18 protein-coding genes are annotated in these 20,143 nt (G+C 37.5%); 5 read left to right on the forward strand and 13 right to left on the reverse strand.

What is annotated here, in order from left to right; genetic code table 11:
- Positions 1-55: 55 nt before the first annotated feature.
- The gene (locus MWU78_RS08370; RefSeq protein ID WP_246996889.1) at positions 56-550 is read left to right on the forward strand and encodes a hydrolase; all 495 of its coding nucleotides are present in this window, start codon (positions 56-58) and stop codon (positions 548-550) included.
- On the opposite strand, the gene MWU78_RS08375 is transcribed toward MWU78_RS08370, so the two are convergent.
- The 10 genes from MWU78_RS08375 to MWU78_RS08420 all read right to left on the reverse strand — a co-directional run bounded on the left by MWU78_RS08375 (position 547) and on the right by MWU78_RS08420 (position 10,547).
- Positions 547-1,206 carry an alpha/beta fold hydrolase gene (locus tag MWU78_RS08375; protein ID WP_246996892.1) on the reverse strand — a complete coding sequence of 220 codons (660 nt, stop codon included), beginning with the start codon at positions 1,204-1,206 and terminating at the stop codon, positions 547-549. The two genes, MWU78_RS08370 and MWU78_RS08375, sit on opposite strands and share 4 nt — an antisense overlap.
- Position 1,207: 1 nt before the next feature.
- Complete coding sequence (locus tag MWU78_RS08380; protein WP_246996894.1) at positions 1,208-1,534, reverse strand: hypothetical protein; 327 nt, start codon at positions 1,532-1,534, stop codon at positions 1,208-1,210.
- 82 nt (positions 1,535-1,616) lie between these two features.
- On the reverse strand, positions 1,617-1,934 hold the full coding sequence (locus MWU78_RS08385; RefSeq protein ID WP_246996897.1) for a DUF4870 domain-containing protein: 318 nt from the start codon (positions 1,932-1,934) through the stop codon (positions 1,617-1,619).
- 26 nt (positions 1,935-1,960) lie between these two features.
- On the reverse strand, positions 1,961-3,214 hold the full coding sequence (locus tag MWU78_RS08390) for a dihydroorotase (RefSeq protein ID WP_246996899.1): 1,254 nt from the start codon (positions 3,212-3,214) through the stop codon (positions 1,961-1,963).
- Positions 3,211-5,133: a BatA domain-containing protein gene (locus tag MWU78_RS08395; RefSeq protein ID WP_246996901.1), complete on the reverse strand. Its 1,923-nt coding sequence runs from the start codon at positions 5,131-5,133 to the stop codon at positions 3,211-3,213. The genes MWU78_RS08390 and MWU78_RS08395 overlap by 4 nt, the downstream gene beginning before the upstream one ends.
- 129 nt (positions 5,134-5,262) lie before the next feature.
- Complete coding sequence (locus tag MWU78_RS08400) at positions 5,263-6,270, reverse strand: glycosyltransferase family 2 protein (RefSeq protein ID WP_246996903.1); 1,008 nt, start codon at positions 6,268-6,270, stop codon at positions 5,263-5,265.
- 106 nt (positions 6,271-6,376) lie between these two features.
- Entirely contained in the window at positions 6,377-7,477 is a 1,101-nt protein-coding gene (locus MWU78_RS08405) for a family 20 glycosylhydrolase (protein ID WP_246996905.1), read from the reverse strand.
- A gap of 23 nt (positions 7,478-7,500) precedes the next feature.
- Complete coding sequence (locus MWU78_RS08410) at positions 7,501-8,184, reverse strand: SGNH/GDSL hydrolase family protein (RefSeq protein WP_246996907.1); 684 nt, start codon at positions 8,182-8,184, stop codon at positions 7,501-7,503.
- Positions 8,185-8,231: 47 nt separating this feature from the next.
- The gene (locus tag MWU78_RS08415; RefSeq protein WP_246996909.1) at positions 8,232-9,935 is read right to left on the reverse strand and encodes an NAD(P)/FAD-dependent oxidoreductase; all 1,704 of its coding nucleotides are present in this window, start codon (positions 9,933-9,935) and stop codon (positions 8,232-8,234) included.
- Positions 9,936-9,983: 48 nt separating this feature from the next.
- Entirely contained in the window at positions 9,984-10,547 is a 564-nt protein-coding gene (locus MWU78_RS08420; RefSeq protein ID WP_246996912.1) for a hypothetical protein, read from the reverse strand.
- A gap of 229 nt (positions 10,548-10,776) precedes the next feature.
- Between MWU78_RS08420 and MWU78_RS08425 the strand changes: the two genes are divergently transcribed.
- Entirely contained in the window at positions 10,777-11,223 is a 447-nt protein-coding gene (locus MWU78_RS08425; protein WP_246996914.1) for a response regulator, read from the forward strand.
- Positions 11,224-11,228: 5 nt separating this feature from the next.
- Positions 11,229-14,483, forward strand: a complete 3,255-nt coding sequence (locus MWU78_RS08430) for a PAS domain S-box protein (protein WP_246996916.1) — start codon at positions 11,229-11,231, stop codon at positions 14,481-14,483.
- Between the two features lie 48 nt (positions 14,484-14,531).
- On the opposite strand, the gene MWU78_RS08435 is transcribed toward MWU78_RS08430, so the two are convergent.
- Positions 14,532-14,969, reverse strand: coding sequence for a response regulator (locus tag MWU78_RS08435; protein WP_246996918.1), 438 nt, complete (start codon positions 14,967-14,969; stop codon positions 14,532-14,534).
- Positions 14,970-15,605: 636 nt separating this feature from the next.
- On the opposite strand from MWU78_RS08435, the gene MWU78_RS08440 reads away from it, so the two are divergent.
- Together MWU78_RS08440 and MWU78_RS08445 are read left to right on the forward strand one after the other, a co-directional pair.
- A complete protein-coding gene (locus tag MWU78_RS08440; RefSeq protein WP_246996920.1) occupies positions 15,606-16,895 on the forward strand; it encodes a hypothetical protein in 1,290 nt (429 codons plus the stop codon).
- A gap of 87 nt (positions 16,896-16,982) precedes the next feature.
- Complete coding sequence (locus tag MWU78_RS08445; RefSeq protein WP_246996922.1) at positions 16,983-18,200, forward strand: Pycsar system effector family protein; 1,218 nt, start codon at positions 16,983-16,985, stop codon at positions 18,198-18,200.
- Between the two features lie 121 nt (positions 18,201-18,321).
- Here MWU78_RS08445 and MWU78_RS08450 read toward each other — a convergent pair whose 3' ends face one another.
- Positions 18,322-19,050, reverse strand: a complete 729-nt coding sequence (locus tag MWU78_RS08450; RefSeq protein WP_246996924.1) for a phosphatase PAP2 family protein — start codon at positions 19,048-19,050, stop codon at positions 18,322-18,324.
- A gap of 154 nt (positions 19,051-19,204) precedes the next feature.
- Entirely contained in the window at positions 19,205-20,140 is a 936-nt protein-coding gene (locus tag MWU78_RS08455; RefSeq protein WP_246996926.1) for a YihY/virulence factor BrkB family protein, read from the reverse strand.
- Positions 20,141-20,143 lie beyond the last annotated feature (3 nt).

A 20,143-nucleotide genomic window follows, 5' to 3' on the forward strand; every position in this document is an offset into this window, starting at 1 on the left:
GTTCCTGAAGTAATTTGAACAAAAACAATAATTAATAAACCGATAAAACCGAGGAATGAAACTTAAAATTTACCTGTATTTATTCATTTTTGTTTCCCTAATAGCACTTTACCAATTTGTTAGTACCAACAATATGGTAAAGGCAAAAAATACTAAAATAGAATCGCAGTCGGACGTGCTCTTACAATTGGAGGATTCTATTCAGAAATTACATTTAAAAGTCTTGGACAACCAATATTTTTCCTTGGAAAACAATGATGATGCCTTGGCGTATTACGATCATCTAAAGTTGAAGGATCCAAGCCTTTATATATCGGATAAGTTATTGGAAACCAATGAGAGCAAAGGCGATAACCCCCTTATTCCTTATGAGGGTATGGAAAATGATTTTAAAATCAATAAAATTAAGATTTTAAACCATAAATGGATTTTGGCCGATTTCTCGGATGGGAAATATTGGGGCGAGGTGCTGATCAAATACGAACTGAAAGATGATCTTGGAGTCGATTTTTCACTAATAGATCATCTTTTGTATACCCGTAGCAATTAAATCTTATCCTGAAGCCACGTTTTGAAAGAGTAAAAATTTTGGGGAGCCACACCGTGGCCTACCGGAAATTCCTCATATACATGGTCGACTTTTAAATCTTTTAAAATACTTGGTATCTTCTGTGCCCAAGAAACGGGAATTACCTGATCTACGCTACCATGTGACGCATAAATTTTTAAATCTTTAAAGTCGTTTTCCTTATAACTTTCCACTAACAGGTTTTCATTGATATAACCACTTAAGGCAATTACATTCTTAACCATATGGGGGTAGGAGAGGGCCAAGGCGTAACTTAGTATTGTACCTTGACTAAATCCTAAAATGGTAACATTTTTTTCATCCAACCCATAGGTTTTGCAAGCCTCTTCTATAAAGACCTTAATTTTATCCCTGGACAAAACCGCTTGTTCCTCATCGTTCCATTTGCCTTTGTCAGCTTCAAAATTAATGGCGTACCAAGCATTGCCATACGGCTGCATAGGATATGGTGCCCGTGCCGATATTATACATAGTTCTTTTGGAAGTTCGGGGGCAAAGGAAAATAGATCATCCTCGTTGCTGCCATAGCCGTGAAACATAAATAGCACTGGAGGTTTGCCGGAGCTAATGTTCGATGGTCTAATAAGGTGTTCCAGTGATAAGGGAGCTGTAGTCATTTTAAGATATAAAAGTGAACCATTTTTGAAAATAGGAGCCTAGTATAGGCACCTCCTGTTTCTTGTTGTTTAAGGCGCCAAGAAAGCCATAAAACCATAATACAATATAAAAAACATAAAGGCCATACCAAGCGTACTCATTATACCAATTGCTTAAAAAAATGGCAAAGCCAAGAAAAACAAGATGTAACCCAAATGCCTGTCTTGTATGGAAGCGGGCAAATTCGTTCTTGGCATCCGAATTCATTGAAATGGCAATCAAAGCCCCAACCATGGTTAAATAAGCCACAATTGCCGTGGTTTTTCCTTCCTTAATAACATTTTCCATAACGGCAAAGTTAGATCAAGTTTAATATGTGTACAAAAAAAGAGGCCTATTTAGACCTCTTTAAATATGTTTATTATAATTTTTATTCTCCAATAGATCCAATAATAGGTAATTTTTCTGCTTTACCGTTATTGGCATTTATAGCACCCATTATGGCTAAAATCCAAGGTGCCCATTGCAAAATTCTTAGGAATCCAATTCCCATTAAAGCAGCCATAATTCCAAGGACAATAGATAGGGCAATGGCCAATATCCAAACCCTTAATGATTGGCCAATATGGAATTTTACAAATTCATTTTTTTTATCACTGTTAACGATAAAGGCAATGAGTAGGCCTATTACCGTGATATAACTGATTATTGCCATCGTTTTTCCCTCACTTATAGTATTCTGGTCCATCTTAATAGATTTTAGTTCCTTTAAATTTAGTTAATTATTTGGTTGTTGGATACAATACCATACACCTTTCCTTTAAGTTTACTGCCTAGAAAACAGCTATTTTTGGAACTGGATAGAATGTCTTTCTCTTCAAAGGTATATTCTGGATTGGGATCAAATAGGGTAAGATTGGCATTTTCACCAACTTCTAAGGTTGGTGTTTTAATTTTATACCTTTCCCTACCCTTGGTCAATAGGGTTATGGTGGTTTCAAGATCAAAAGTTTGATTCAACATTCCAAAGGCGCTTTCCAAGCCAATGGTACCATCGGAGGCATTATCAAATTCCACTCTTTTATTCTCAATATCCATGGGTCTGTGGTCCGTGGTAACAAAATCTATGGTTCCATCCTTTAAACCTTTTATCAAAGCTTTGGCATCCAATTTAGTCCTAAGTGGGGGCATCAATTTAAAATGTGAATCGAACTCGACCAAAGTCTCGTCGGTAAAACATAAATTATGCACTGCCACACTGCAGGTAACGTCCAATCCCTTTTTCTTGGCTTCCGCAATTAGCTTCACGGAATTGGCCGTTGAAATAGTGGGGATGTGCATTTTTCCTCCAGTATATTCAAGTATAAAAAGATCTCTGACAATACTGAGTTCTTCAGCTAAATTGGGAATTCCCTTTAGACCTAGCCTGGTAGACACTTCACCCTCATTTACAATTCCTTTTCCGGCAATTTGCATATCCATAGGGAAAGAATGTACAAGTCCATCAAAATTATGGGCATATTGAAGTGCAACCTTTAAAAGGTTTGAATTTTTTAAGGGTAATTTGTAGTCGTAATAACCAACGGCACCAGCTCTCTTCATATCATAAAGTTCCGCCAAACTTTCACCTTCGGACTTTATGGTCAAGGTTCCCAAGGCATGGAGTGTTGTGGCACTTTGTTTTGAAGCATTCTTTAAAAAAACAATATCGGAACTGCTATCGGGGAGTGGATTGGTATTGGGATTTAAAACAATATCTGTAAAACCACTCTTTGCCGCAGTGTAAAGTCCATTTTCAATGGTTTCCCTTTCCTCATATCCTGGTTCCCCAAAACTAACACTGGAATCAAACCATCCAAGGGAGACGTGCAAATTCTTAAAACTGATGACTTTTGTTTTTCCTTGAACATCCAAATTGGCGGCAATATTTTCTATCACCCCATTCTTTATAAAGATATCCCGCTTTTTTAAATGAAGATCCTTGTTGGTAGGGTCTATTATCTTGGCGGATTTTAAGAGTATGTTCATTTTAAAAATTTTTGGATAAGAACTTCAGCAAAGATAAATGCCAATGCTAAAATAACAAACCATTTCCAAAGCTCGTTTATGCTGTTGTCTTTTTCTATACTTTGGAATAAAGTTGCCGCATTGTCATTAGAACTATAGCCTTTTAGTTCATTTAAATCCATATAATACAGTTGGCTTTCAGCTCTTGGAAAATTAAAACTAATGTTTTTAACGGTCCTTCCTTGGTCCGTGATGTGAAATATCCCTGCTGTTACAGGATAATCGTCAAAAGTTAGGGCTGTTTTATTGGTAAAGGATTGTTGAAAGGGAATAAATTCATCATTTTCATTGGACACTTTTAAAATCCGATCCTTGGTAAGATTAACAGGTATATCCACTGTAGTTTTACTGCCTATCATTTCATAAATTCTTGGAATCCTCAGGCTGCCCATTCCCATATTGTAGAACGTTGGGACTATTAATGGGGAATTAATAATGTTGGAATTGTCTTTGGAAATGGATGCTGTAAACAAATAGGTGCCGTCCTCTCCTATTAAAAATGGGTCACCACTTTGGTATGATAGGATTTTGGGCATGTTGGATTTAATTTTATAAAAAGCCTTAATGGAGGGGTACTGGAAATTTGTGACCTCCTTTTCAAAAACATTCTTGAACAAGGGATGGGAAAAGGCTATCTCACTTATTTTTCGTTCCTCTATAACGGAAGAAAGCAGTGAGGAGTTGGAAAAACTACTTAGAAACGCATTGTAATTATCCATATTCACCTGGATACCCGGAATAACAACCAAATTTCCGCCAGCATTTTTAAAAGCTTTCAATGCATTTTGCAAAGCTGTTGGAATAGAATTAAGTTCATTGAGGATAATCAAGTTTTGTGATTCCAATAGGCTATAGTTCAAAGAATTTACATTGAAATTGGAATACAGGAATACGTCTTCAGTAAAAATACGCATTAAGTAATTAGCATTTATATCACCAATGGATAGTACTTTAATTTTCTCTTGTTTGTTTATGTTGAAGTAAAGTTCATTGTCATAATTGAGTCCGGAATCGGAAATTAGAATTTTCCCATCTATAACCTCGCTTGCGGGGATGGTAAAAATGGCTTCGCCTTTTTTATTTTCATCGAATTTAGCGGATGTTTTTGCAATCAATTTTTCTCCGTTATATAGAGAAACGGGGGTGTTTTCTATTTCGTTATTAGTGGATAATATAGTTTTTAGATTTACATTTTCCGAAGAGACAGTGCTTATAAATACGGTGTCAATTGAAACGTTTACAAGCTTATCCGGTATAGATTGTACCAAATGTCTATTTATATTTGGCAATGAGTCATTAGTTGGGGAATAGATGCCTTTTTGAAAATCGGAAATCAAGACCAGGTCGTTTCCAGTGGCTTCACTGTTCGTGAACAAAGTCTTGGCCTTTAAATAGATTTCTTCCAACTGTAATTGGTTTTTGGAATAGGTTAGGGCAAGCAAATCGTTCTTAATATCGGCAATACGAACTTTCCGATATATATTATCATTGGTAAAAAGACTAAAAGTATTTTCTTCTGGCACTGATCTTAAAATCTCCTGAACCATATTTTCCAACAAAGTACCACTTCCCGTATTGGCTTGCATGCTCAGTGAATTATCCAGATAAATTACTGTTTCGTTACTTTTTAGTGCTGATTTTCCCGGAATAAAGGGTTGGGCAAAGGCTAATATCAGGGCACATAGAATCAAAAGGCGGGTACATAATAGGAGCCATTTTTTAAGGGTATTGCTTTTCCTGGATTCCGCAACAACTTTTTTTAAGATTTTTACATTCGTAAACGGGGTCTTCTTAAATCTGCGAAGTTGAAAAAGATGGATTAAAATAGGAATAAGTAGAAGAAAAAGGGCCCAAAGGAGTTCCGGATGTTTAAAAAGCATTCCTAAATTTAATTTTTCAAATATAGAAAAGAATTGTGAGGCCGTCTTAATTTTATTGTGGATATATGGACTAATTCTACAACCATTTAAAACAACCTTATGTTTTTACCATGTACCCAAATACAGGGGTCAACAAAAAAATATATAATCCTGAACCGGATTTTTTCCTTTTCCCGATAAATACTCCCTTATAAACTCTTGGGCTTCCCTATTGGCGACAGTAATTATTATTTGAGGTTGTTGAAGCTTGTTTATTTCCAGATAGTGGTGCATTTTTTTATCGTAAATATCCAAACCAATTTTATTGGTATTGTTACATACCCATATAAAATCCAATTCCTGCTCAATTAGATTTTTTGCCAATTTTTTTCCCTTGTTTCCAGCACCCCAAAGTACAAGAGGTCTTTGATTATTATGGTCAAGTTTTAGAAAATAAAATAGTTTAATATCCAAGAAATAATTTTGGGCATAGTGTTCACTGGTTCTGGAAGTTCTATAGCTATAATCGCGCCAGTGGTGCAGTATTTCATTACAGGGAATACATTTTAGCCCCTGTTCGTAAAAGCGAAAAGCAAGATCGTAATCTTCGGGATAACGATCGGCCAAAAAGGATCCCACCTTGTCCAAGTCATTTTTATATACCATCCAACATGGAGAAGGTATCACGCATTCCTTATATATTTCTGAATAATTTGTTCCTTGTTCCGTTAAGCGGTTTAACCACTTTTCATAACCTTTGTATCCACCGCCAACTCCTTCTTTGGAAAAGTATTTCACCTTGCCAATGGCTACATATCCTTTTCCATGTCGTTCCAAGGCCTTTACCATGGTTTCCAGTTTATTTTTGGACATTAAGTCATCGGAATCCATTCTAGTGATAAAAGTCCCCTTGGATTGGGAATAGGCCGTTCTTAAAGCTTCTATAATTCCCTTACCCTCATTTTCCAGAACTTTAATTCTGGGATCTCTCTTGGCATAGGAATGCATAATCTTAAGGCTTCTGTCTGTAGAACCATCATTTACGGCTACAATTTCCCAGTCGTCATAAGTTTGGTCTATGATAGACTGTATACAATCCGGTAAAAATTCCTCGGTGTCCTTAAAAGGAATAAGGATACTAATAGTTCTATTGTTCATTCGCCTAAAATAGAAATTTATCTCCCAAAATTGCTTTTAGGTAGATGGCATTGGTAGTAGACTTGATGTTGTTGCCCTCATAGGTAATGATGGTTATCTTTATAATCTAATTAGTATTTTGACTCTTGGCCTCCAAATCATTAATGGCAGCCAACATTGCCCTAAAGCAAGCTTCTTGGGTAGTTGGATTGATTTCCTTTGCTTTTTGGAAGCGGTAATTTGCTATAAATTCACTGGCAGAAGACCAAACCGTATGCATAATGCCCAAAAAGTGCTCTTTCATTTCCGGGGTGGAATTTTTCTTAAAATTATACATCATTTTAACCTGTTCCTTGGCAACTTCAGGTTTCCTCCAAGGGCAGGCAATAACATCAAATCCTTTCAGAGCAAACATGGCAGGTGTTGGTATGGCCTTCTCGTAATGCCAATCGCATATTACCACAGATTTATCGATGAAATCTACTGCTCTGGCGGTATTGTTCATGCTGGCTTCCCACATCCCGATTCCAGAGGTAGAGCCATCTATTAATCGATCGCCCCAAATCCAAAGGCGTTTGTTGTTGTTCGCTAAATGTCGGCTTATTTTATTAACCTCATTGGCGAATATTGTTGCAGGATCCTTTCCTTGGCAGCGAGGGCATTTTTCATCGGCTATGTAAAATACTTCATCCATTCCTGCGTGAAAACCGGTGGCCTCAAAAACGTCAACAATTTCATCTACTAAATCGAATACCACATCATGTACCTCAGGATTTAAGGGACAGTAGCTCTTGCAATAAAGGCCGTCAGAATTCGGCCATTCGTATTTTTCAGGAATAATAACCTGTGGCGTTTCATCAAATTGGGGATATACCTCCAGAAGTTTATTGGTTTTTTCTGCCCAGCTTTGGTGTCCCAACAAATTAACTTGGGGTATTAGATTTATTTGGTGTTTTTTGGCTACCGCTACCAATTGCTTTATTTGAGATTTTGATAAGGGATTATTGCCTCTTAATTCCGGTCTTGATTCATAGGTATAATTAAAATCTACCCGAAGTACCAGAGTGTTTATGCCATTAGGTCCTAATTCCTCATCTATAAATTTTACAAACTCCGTTACACCATCGGAATTGGGGGCTGCAATACAGAGTCCCTTTACCTCAAAAATGGCCTGTGCATTACCGAGTAAAGTGACTAGGGTCAGTAGCAAGAGAAATAACTTGCGCATAGTATTAAGGATTAAGGTTTAATTTAATTTTGTAGTAGGGCTTTTTGTATTGCTGCCTCCACCAATGGTTCCATTACGGCGTAACCCTCAGGGGTAGGATGAACCTCATCATGAGCATATTTTTTGGGAAGTCCGTTTCTGTCATCTACCATAGTCGTAAAATAATCCAGATAAATATGGTCATTGGTTTCTGAATATTCCTTTAATAGGGAGTTTAATGCAGGAATTTTTTCATTGGGATTTAATCCAGGCTTCCAAGGGTAATCGAAGGCAGGAAGTATGGAGGAAATAATAACTCTAATTCCGTTGGCCCTGGCCAGTTCTGCCATGGATTTTATATTGTCCAATATCATTTTTGGAGTGGAAGGTCCTGTATTTCCGGCAATATCATTGGTACCTGCCAAAATAACCACAACTTTAGGCTTTAGGTCTATTACATCCTGTCTAAAACGCAAGAGCATTTGAGGTGTGGTCTGTCCGCCAATCCCCCTGTTAATATAAGGTTTCCCTTCAAAGAATTCGGGCCTTTTGTTCAGCCAACCAATGGTAATCGAATTGCCCATAAATACCACGCGGTTTTCACCAGCAAGAGGTGGGCCTATTTTTTTATTGTCTTCGGAAAAGCGTTCTAGATTTGGCCAATCCTGTGAATAACTATTATTCATGGCAAAGATGGTCAGCACAAATAGGGCTATGGATAATTTCATGGTTTTCATTTTGGTAAAAGTGGTTAAAAAAGATATTAATACTTGGACTAGCCTTGAATTTTCATTGATTTTTTTTCATTTGTAATCAATCGCGCTTTTCTCAGCTTTATTTTTTGTTGAATATCTGTAGGATAAGCGGAATCGTCCTCAGCCTCAAAGATTCTTATATTCTGTAATTCATCTGGTTTTATTAAGTCCTGTTGCTTGCAACTTAAAATGGTAGCCGCTGTCTGAACCCCGGAATAACTAGCACCTGCCACTCCATGGGATTGTATGCTGGCCCCGCACATGTATAAATTTTCTATTTCGCTCTTTGCCCTAAATGCAAAGGGCCCTATCTGCCTAAAAGTCTTTTCTGTCCCATATACGCTACCGTTGGTAGCATTTAAGTAATGCTTGTTTGTTATTGGTGTCCCCAATTCTTTATAAAGAATATTATCCCTTATGCCGGGTACGGCCAGTTCTAAGGTGTTGATCATTTTATTGGTCAATATTTCTTTGAATTTCATGTATTCCTTGGAACGCTTTTCATTTTCCTGGTTAAATTGGGCGAAAGAATCAGGATTAATGTAAGTTATAACCTCTAGGGAGTGGTGCTTGCCGTCATAGCTGGTGGGATCTTTGAGCGTGGTACAGCTTATAAATATACCAGGAAACACTTCGCCGCTGGTAATATCCACATCTGTCATCTCCTCATATATCTTATCCATGTCCTTGTTATCCATCATCCATATATTCCCTGAGTCCATTCCTAATTTTCGAACATCTATATCAACCGTTAGGAAAAGCATTAGTGAACTGCAGGAGTACTTTGTTCTATTCAGTTTTTTAAGAAGTTTGGCACTTAGATTTTGTTCTTTCACTAAGTTTAAATAGGTTACCCCTGGGTCGGCATTGGAAATGATTCTGGAAGCGTAGATTTTCTCACCATTTTCCAATTCTACTCCAATGGCTTTCTTTCTCTTGTCCCCTTCCAAAAGAATGCTCTTTACTGCTGTTCCAGTGAGAATGGTTCCACCATTTCTCTGTACGGCCTTTGTCATCGACTTAACAATGGCGGCTCCACCGCCCATGGGGTAGTACCCTCCACTAAAATAATGATCCATGACCGCACAGTGCAAGGGGAAGCTGGCCCTTGCAGGGGCTAAACCGTGGTCGCCCCATTGAATATTTAACACTTTCTGCAGAAGGGGATCTTTTATATGCCAGTTGATGACTCGCTTTAAGCTGAACAAAGCAAATTTCCCCATATGCTTTGTTCTAAATGGGATGGTAATATTGTCCCAGAAACCGCTCATCTTCGGAATCAGCTGAATTTGACGAGAAACATTTCTGACCAACTTTAAATAGTGATTTAAACGTTTTTTTTCCTTGGGAAACCTTTGTCCAAGAGAAGCGTTTAAATCATCGAAATTTCCTGGCAGATCAATTTTTTCCTCTCCAATAAAGCAATGTTCATATCCCTCTGGATTCATTCTAAAAAAAACCAAATCGTTAGCTATACCCAAACCTTCATATAAGGTCCTGGTTGATTCGCCTTCCCCTAGTAAACCAATATAATGTACTCCAGGAGAAAAACGGTGACCGTTTAGGTAAAAGCTATGGCACCAGCCACCAGGAACATCATGTTGCTCCAATACCAAAACTCGCTGTCCCGCTTTGGATAGGCAAATAGCAGCCGACAATCCGCCTGCACCCGAACCGATTATGATAGTATCTATATTTTGAAGCGTTTTTTTTTTGAGGTCCATTGAATAGGGATTAAGTACGTTTGATTGTATTTTATGGGCAAAATTATTCTATTCAGATTCCTCGTTCTCTATATGGAAAAACTGTTCCTCCTCCAGACTGAGACTTAAATGGCCAATTAGCTTTTTCTTTGTAGGCCTAAGCTTAAAAAGATAAAGAATTAAAAGTAATGAAATTACCAGGTAAAATACATTGTAGTTTATCATAAAGCTCACCGAACTAAAAAATGCCGCCCCTTCCAAAAATGCAAAACGTACAATGGAGGCCTGTAGGTACAGCATCAATTTTTCTTTTAAAGATTTGCTTTTGACCATACCGGTCAATTGTTTATTGAAGAAGTAATTGCTTCCAAAATAGCCGATCATGGCAACTATGGGTACTATGTAAATAAATACACTTTCACTATCTGTATATCCTAGGACAACTTTATCGGCCATCATAAAAACAATAATGGTAAATAAGAATACTCCAAAAGTCAACACAGCGTGGATAATGGAAAGCGTCAAAAGATAGCTTTTTGGAGTTAAGGTTTTGGCTTTGGAATGGATCATATGGCATTGTACAATACAGTGGTGCTTGGCAATGCCATAACTAGTGAATTTTATGTTAACCACACATTTGCTCCTAAAGGTATAAGCCTTTCTGTTTTCATGCAAGGAAGTTATGCCAAAAATTATAGCCAGCCTAGTAAAAGACCCTTATTCGTTGCCAAAATGAAGCCAATGAATATAGGCATTTTAAACAATCTCATTGGAAATTAAATTAGCGAGTCTTTTTGTTTATTTTTATATAAATGGAATTAAAGGGGATAAATGTTAATTTTAGTATCTTAATAAATAAAAAATGTCAAATAGCGATTTTCGAATACTTCTTGCAGACGATGATGAAGACGATTGCATGTTTTTTAAGGATGCCTTGGACGAGCTTTCCTTATCCGCAACTTTGAAAACAGTTAGAAATGGGGTAGAACTTATGGATTTTCTTGAAAATAATTTGCCCAACTTACCGCAAGTTCTCTTTCTGGATTTGAATATGCCCCGCAAATCAGGAACAGAGTGTTTATTGGAGATAAAGGAAAGTGAAAAATTGAAGCAATTGCCGGTAATAATTTATTCCACTTCTTCCAACCTTGAGGTAATGGATCTCCTATATTGTAAAGGTGCGCAATACTATATTCGGAAACCAGCAGATTTTACTGATTTAAAATTGGTTATAAATAGGACCATTTCATTGTTAAAAGAAAAGACAGTACACCATCCCACTAGGGAAGAATTTGTAATACAACCTTGATATAAATGAAATTGAATACTACCCATAAAAATAAGGACCTATTGTTTCTTGAGGGCGGAGGCCATATGGGCGAGCTTATTGGGACAATGGACTGGGATAACACAACCCTGGGATGTATTAGCAGTTGGCCAGTAAGTTTACGCACTACCCTTGCCATAATTTTGCACTCCTCTTATCCCATGTTTTTCTTTTGGGGAGATGAACTTATCTGCTTTTATAACGATGCCTTCCGACCAAGCTTGGGGATAGATGGAAAACATCCTGCTATTGGTAAAAAGGGTAAAGAGGTTTGGTCAGAGATATGGGATTTTATCGGACCATTGATCGATCAAGTAATCACTACTGCCCAACCTGTTTCATTTAGTGACCAATTGGTGCCATTTTACCGCAACGGGAGAATGGAGGACATATATTGGACATTCTGCTACAGTGCCGCTTTTGATGATTATGGCAATGTGAATGGTGTAGTAGTTACCTGTACGGAAACTACTGAAACCGTATTGACAAAAAAAGAACTACAAGAAAGTGAACGAAGGCTTCGCACAATGATTACCCAAGCCCCAGTTTCTATAGCTATTTTTCGGGGTATGGACCATATAACTGAAATGGCCAATTCTCTCGCATTGGAAATGTGGGGGAGAAGGGAGGAAGAAGTTTTGGATCAACCAATTTTGGAAGCAATGCCAGAACTAAAATCGCAGGGCATTAAAGAGTTGTTGGACGAGGTTTATTGTACTGGTAATACTTTTTCCACTTCAGAATTTTCCGTGCAGATCATGAGGAAGGAAAAATTGGAAACGGCTTATTTAAATTTTAGCTTCGAACCACTACTAGATACTACTGGGGAAATTGAAGGAATAATGGCTTTGGGCATCGAAGTTACGGATCAGGTTAATGCCCGCAAGAAAATAGAGGAAAGCGAGAAAAAATATAAAGAGTTAATTTTTGGTTTACCAGTAGCGGTATATACTTGTGATGCCGATGGATATGTACAACTCTATAATGAATCTGCCGTTAGACTTTGGGGGCGAACCCCAAAGGTAGGAAAGGATTTATGGTGTGGATCGTGGAAAATTTTCACGAACCATGGCACCCCTTTGCCACTTGAGGACTGTCCTATGGCAATAGCATTGAAGGGAGGTGAGATAATTAACCCGGAACTGGAAGTTGAACGTCCTGATGGAACCAGGGTCAATTTTGTTCCATATCCCCAGCCAATTTATAATAGCGAAGGAGAAATTACCGGTGCCATAAACACACTAATTGAAATTACCGATCAAGTGGTTGCAAGGTTGAAAATTAAAGAAAGCGAAATCCGTTTCAAGGCAATTGCAGACAATATTCCCAATCTTGCCTGGATGGCGCATGATGATGGGTCTATATACTGGTACAATAAAAAATGGTATGATTTTACGGGAACTTCTCCAGATGAAATGCAGGAATTGGGTTGGGAGTTTTTTCATGACCCTGAAATTCTACCCGATGTATTGGCTAATTGGCAGTATTCCGTAGAGTACGGAAAGAAATTTGAAATGATTTTTCCGATGAGGGATGCCAACAACACCTATAGACAATTTCTAACCCGTGTATTACCTGTATATGATGACAAGGGAAAAATTTCCAAATGGTTTGGGAGCAATACCGATATAACAGAACATGTACGTGCCCAAAGGAAACTTGAGGAAAGCGAAAAAAAATTCCGACTTCTGGCCGATTCACTTCCGCAGTTTGTTTGGACCTCGGACCCAAAGGGTAATTTAAATTATTTTAACCAATCGGTTTTTGAGTATTCGGGATTGTCGCTGGATCATTTAATAAATCAAGGATGGTTAAATATGGTACATCCAGACGATAGGGAAGAAAATATTAGAACATGGGAAGATTCCATTGCAACAGGAAAGGATTTTTTATTGGAGCATCGCTTTCGTAGACATGATGGCGAATACAGATGGCAGTTGAGCCTAGCAAAACCACAGCGTAATGGAGGCGGAAATATACAAATGTGGGTAGGAAGTAGTACCGATATACAGGAACAAAAAATTTTCCGCGACGAATTGGAAAAACAGGTTAAGGAACGAACTGCCGAGCTTTTGGAATTGAACGAGTCGCTCAAAAAAAGTGAACAACGTTACCATTTAATGGTAGAAGAAGTGCAGGACTACGCCATAATTTACTTAAATCCGGAAGGTATTGTGGAGAACTGGAATACGGGAGCAGAAAAAATTAAGGGATATAAAGCCGAAGAAATAATAGGCAGAAATTTTTCCAACTTTTATACCGAAGAGGACAGAAAAACCGGACTCCCCAAAAGGTTATTGGGCCTGGCTACCAAAAACAACAAAGCAGTACAGGAAGGATGGCGAGTAAGGAAGGATAAGACCCTATTTTGGGCAAGTGTAGTAATTACGGCAATACATAATGAGGAAAACGAGGTAATAGGATATTCTAAAGTAACACATGATTTAACAACCAAAAAAGCATCGGATGATGCACTTAAGGAAAAAAAGGTTGAACTTGAACAAAAAAACACTGAGCTTCAAAAAATGAATAAGGAGCTCCAGTCCTTTGCTTATATATCAAGTCATGATTTACAAGAACCTCTAAGGAAAATTCAAACCTTTGCCTCAAGAATAATCGAAAAAGATAAAGACACCCTTTCCGAAAATGGAAAGTATTTATTTAAAAGGATGCAACTGTCTGCAGAACGGATGCAGTCTCTGATAGATGATTTGTTGGCCTATTCCCGAACACACAATTTGGAAGGTGATTTTGAGAAAATCAATCTTAATGACATAATTGAGCAAGTGAAACAAGACCTTAGTGAAGAACTGCTGCAAAAAAATGCCATAATTGATTCAGATAAGACTTGCGAGGTCAATATTATTCCATTTCAATTTAAACAACTATTTTACAATCTTATTAGTAATTCTTTAAAGTTTTCAAATCCAGAAAGACCTGTGCACATAACAATAAGAAATGAGTATGTTGATGGTAATATATTGGACGGTGAGGGTTTTAACGATTCCAAAAACTACTGTCACATTACTTTTTCCGATAATGGGATAGGTTTTGATCAGGAATACAGCGAAAAGATATTCGAACTATTCCAACGTCTTCATGGAAAGACAGAGTATCCTGGAACCGGAATAGGACTTGCCATAATAAAGCGAATTGTAGAAAATCACCATGGTATTATTACGGCCAAGGGTGAATTGGGCAAGGGTGCAACTTTTAACATATACCTTCCTGTAGGGGAATAGTGTAATCAGGTAGAAGAAACCATGTAAAAAGTTGAGTTATTATTTATACTAGATAATAACCGAAAAATTTAAAGTATCATTCATTTTTGAGGATGTACTTTGAAAAGGTCTTAAAGATTTATATAATATGGTTTTCAACTGATTATATGAGTTGGGTTTCTTAATATATTGATTAGCCCCACCTGCTTTCAATTGATCTACTTCATTTTGATTATAAGATGTGGAATAAATGATTATTTGGATTTGCGATAGTTCGGGGATGTTGCGGATATCCGATAGGCATTCAAATCCGTCCATAAGTGGCATTCGAAGGTCTAAAAAAATGGTATCGGGCAAAGGGTCGCCAGAATATAATTCCGCCATTAAATCAACACCGTTTTCAAATTGCTTTACCGAAGTTTCAATGGGTAATTCGGACAAAGCGTCCATAAAAATTTCGCGATCATCATGATCATCGTCTGCTAGAAAAATGCTAATAGGATTCATAACTGTATACATTAAATAATTATCTACCGGCTAAAGAATATTATGTTTTAGTTGTTTTAAGCATTCAAATTCTGATTTTTACAATTAAATATATATCCAATTTAATTAAGCACATTCATTTTGGCATTAACTTTAATTGGAGCATTGCAAAAGGCCTTGTTAGCTAGTTGCTTTGTACATATTCCTAAATTTAGGGGAAGTATTGCTTACAGAATGAATCTATTGAATAGAAAATTAACTCTAAAAATCTTCGAGTCAATCTGTATACGGGAAACTGTCCTAAAAATGGCCAGATTATAGCCCTTACTTTTCAAACTGCTATTCTGAGTATTCCAACTGTACATTTCCAAATGGATTAGGCTGCTTGCCCCTTAGGTTTTGCCATTTTTTATATCTCCGGATGTAAACGACCATTGTTAAGTCTTTTATTGCAATAATGCTTATGGGTCTTTGCAGTTCAATCAAACTTATTTTCCAGCTATAGTGTTTATAGGAAACAATTTGCCAGTGGTCCTAGCGGATAGGAATTTGGAAGTAGAATTAATAGCATTAAAAATAAATTTGAATAGATACACTTCAGTTACTGGATTCCCTTAGATTTATTAGGGAAACAAGAACCATTAAGAATCGGGACCTATGAAAAAAATAATTCTTGGCATTGGTATTATTCTCTCAATTATTTTGGGGCTAACCTATTGGTCGGTTGCAACTACGCCTAAAAATCTTGGTACTCGTCAAATTTCAGGTATGGGAGATATTGAAAGAATAAATTTTAGGCAACATGATTCCATTGTTATGGCCGCGAATACTTTGTATGAAGGCACCGATTTAAAAGAGCTTATGCAAGGGGAGCAATATAGGGACGCTTGGGCAATGCCTATAAAGGTCCCAATAGTTTTTTTGGATACCTTATTTGGTGGAATGAAGGTAATTGAGGAAGGTGGTGGCAAACAGACCCATTCCTTAAAGCTTATGTCGGCCAATGGAATTATCCATACATTAAGAAGCATTGTTAAAGACCCTGAACCGTTAATTCCCGAAGTAGCGAAAACCCTAGGTCTTGAAAATATTATTATCGATGGAATTTCGGCACAGCATCCTTACGCAGCCATCGTCGTGGCAGCCCTCGCAGAGCAGGCGGATATTTTGAGCACCCATCCGAAAATTGTCTTTGTTCCTAAACAACCTCTACTAGATAAATTTAATGACAAATACGGGAATCGCATGTTTTTGTTGGAATATGAAACGGAAGGGAAGTCGACTTGGATAGGTTTTGATGACTTAACAGAAATTATGGATACCGAGGATCTTCAGGAATTTAAAAGGGATAACCCAGACAAAATATCCATAGATCAAGGGGCTTTGGTGAAGGCGCGATTATTTGATTTATTGATAGGGGATTGGGATAGGCATGCTAAACAGTGGGGCTGGGCCATTCAAAAAAATGGGAACTCATATAATGCAATTCCACTTCCATGTGATAGGGACAATGCTTTTTTCAATCTTGAAGGGGTAATACCAACCATAATAGCCAATAAAAAATTTCACCCCAAGGTACAATCCTTTAGAAGCGAAGTTGAATTTCTTAGCGGTCTTGTGGGCCCTTTTGATGTTTATTTCTTAAAAAATGTACCCGAATCGGTTTTTATCGGTCAAGCCGAAAACCTGCAAAAGCTCATGACCAACGAAGTTATTACCAGGGCTTTTCAAGTATGGCCAAGACAGATTTATGATTTGGATGGAGACGAAATAATATCCAAGATCATAAGTAGAAGGGAAAATTTGATAGAATACGCAAAGCAATTTAAGAAAATATTGGATGAAAGGGAGTTGCTTGCGGAACCGCTTGTAGGTTCGGAGGATTTAAAGTTAAACGAAGAACTTATAAAATGTTTTGATTGTTTGACCTTCGATTCGAGACCTTAAGTAATTTAATAGCTTAATTAGACCGAAGGACATTAAGTCTAGAAAAAATGGAACATTTCAATACTAATTGAAAAAAAGACAGGAATCATGAGTGATATAGTGAATAAAGCAGAGAAATACATAAGTACTCTCTTATCAGAAAACTTGGATGAAAAATATCTCTTCCACAATTTTGGTCATACCAAAAGTGTCGTAGGTAAGAGCATTGAATTATTGGAGGCAAATAAAAATAAGGAGGTAAACGATCAACAAGTACTTTTGGCGGCCTGGTTTCTCAATTCAGGTTTTTCAATGGATTACAAAGAACCAATGGAGAATAGCTGTAAACTTGCCCGAAAATTTCTAACCGAAAATGAATATGATAAGGAGGTTATTGATAAAGTTTGTCTACTAATCCGTTCGGCCTGGACCAAGGATGAACCCGTGAATGAGGAAGAAAAAATAATTAAGGATGCCCGATTGTCCTTCTATGCTTCCAAGGACTTTGAAGAATTGTTGGTACTACTGCATATGGAGCTTCAGAATTTTGAGAAAAGTATCCCAACGATTGAGGAATGGCGAAAAAGATATATCGAAATTCTCCGTACCGAGCATCATTTTTATACCGATCGCGCAAAAGAAAAATGGCATAAGAAAAAAGTATCCAACGAACTTGATCTGATCGGATCGGCTGCTAAGGCTGTAAAAACTAAAAAGAAGGAAAAATTAAAAGCCAAGCTCAAGGATAAAAGTCCGGGCCGTGCCATTCAGTCCCTTTATAGAATTCAACTCAGAAATCATCTTAAATTGAGTGATATAGCAGATACTAAGGCCAATATATTGCTCTCGGTAAATGCCATTATCATTTCTTTGCTTATAGCAAACCTGATTCCCAAATTAGGCGTTCCTAACAACTCATACCTTATTTATCCTACTGTTATTTTTGTTATGTTCAGTATTGCCTCAATGATTATGTCGGTCTTGGCAACCCGCCCTAAAATTGAAAATAAGGATGTTGTGGAGGGGGAAATAAAAAAGAAAAACACAAACTTTTTATTCTTTGGCAATTTCCATACCATGGAGCCACAGGATTTCAAGAATAAAATTCGGGACATTATAAAAGAAACAGATACCATCTATGATTCACTTACAATGGATCTCTATTACCTGGGTAAAGTACTACAAAAAAAATATAGACTGCTTAGTTGGACCTACACCGTTTTTATAGTGGGTGTTGTTTTATCGGTTTTGGCCTTTGCCATAGCCTTAAAATATTACGGCATGGATGATGAGATCTTGGATGCCGTAACCCCGGAACCCAAATAGTATTCTTAACTTGGACGGGAAGCTCCAAGTAGCCATATATCCCTTAATCTTAATTAAGTGCAGAGTAGTATTGGACCATGTATATGTGCAATAGATTCCTATGGGTTGCCACAAAATTGAATTAGGTTTTGGGATCTCTTCTAAAGACTTCGATCAAATCGAACACAAGAACGCAAAAGATTACCCATATCAATCCAGCGATATAGCCCCCGACGATATCTGAAGGAAAGTGAACACCTAAGTAGATCCTGCTAATTCCTATGCTCAAAATAATCAACACCAAAAGTCCGATTAGACCAGATTTAAGATATTTGTTCCAGCTAAATTTATAGACTATAAAAATTAGAAACCCGTAAAAAGCCATAGCACTCATGGCATGACCACTTGGATAGCTCAAGGTCTCCACCGAAACCATATGTTCTATACCTGGCCTTGCCCTATCTACAAACCTTTTGAGCATCATGTTGGAGACTGTTGCCAACAACAGAACAAGTGAGGTTTGGGCCACATATTTCCATTTCTTAAATACAAAAAAAGAAATCAAAAGATAGATGGCCAGAACAATAAGATAGCCATATACATCCCCTAAATAAGTCATGAACAGAAAATAATTGGTGAGAGCTGGATTCCGAAGGGACAATACATATTGGGTAACTTCATGATCAAAGTTGATCAGCATATCCGTAGCTAAGGTATCTGTAAGTTCAATGAACAGATTTATACCGCCAACAACAAGGATCAATGCCGTTATAAGCGTAATAATATAAGGTAGTTTCTGATCATATTTAAGAAACAATGGTCTTAAATATTCTCTTATTTTGTTAATAAAAGTGAAAATGGCCTGCCTCATAATGGTAATATTTTAAATAGTAGATATCATGTTCATGTATAATCTAGCCTTAAATTAAGCACTTTGAATTGCCTCCCAAAAATTTTCAAAAAATCTACATTCGTATGTAGAATATGGATACTTGGTGACTATAATTGTTAGGCACTGGAATGTTTTAGGACTCCTTTGTTGGTGCTTTTTTAGTTATTTTTTTATAAATGTTAGATGGGTTGGCCTTAATTCCTAATCCATACCGATTGGCATATACCCAGGTAAACTCGGCCCCAAAAAATAATATCAGACAAGAATAAGAAACCCATAGTAGAATTAAGACTACGGTGCCTGCCGCACCATACGTGGAACCGGGATCTGCCTCGCCAAAATATAGTCCCAATAGAAATTTACCGAAAACAAAAAGTACAGCGGTAATCAGAGCCCCGATCCAAACAGTCTTCCATCGAATTTTAGTATCGGGCAAAAATCTAAAAATTAGGGCAAAAAGCACGGTAACGATCCCTACGGAAATCAAAAAATCGAGAATAAAGGCAAGGTAAAGGATAACATCGGGTAATACGCTACGGATGTAATCGTTCAGTGCCGAAATGGCAGCAGTTACCAGGAAACTGACCAGTAACAGAAAGCCGATTGCCAGTATGAAGGCAAAGCTCCTGGCCCTATCAATGAGCATCTTCACTATGCTGGAATCAGGGTCCGGTTTAATTTGCCAAATCTGATTTAAGGAAAGCTGTAGGTGGTAAAAGACACCCGTAGCTCCGAATATCAACGTGCCAAAGCCCAAAATACTGGCCATTGTGCTTCTGTTTCCATTCTGTGTCTCTATCATCATAGTTTGAATGGATTCTACCGCATCACGACCCAAAGCTCTAGAAATCTCATTTGTGAGTTCACCTTGAACAATCTCAACGCCCCAAATGGAGCCAACCAGATTGATGATAATGACCAAAAGTCCCGGTAAAGAAAGGATAGCATAATAAGCAACAACCGCGCTCAGCCGAAACGGGTCATCTGCATTCCAGGCCTTAAAGGTATCAACTACCAATGAGGGCAGATGTTGTAATTTGAATTTATCGCTATTTCTCTCCAAAGTCATAAT

The sequence above is a fragment of the Arenibacter sp. F26102 genome, assembly GCF_023015865.1.
Classification (GTDB): Bacteria; Bacteroidota; Bacteroidia; order Flavobacteriales; family Flavobacteriaceae; genus Arenibacter.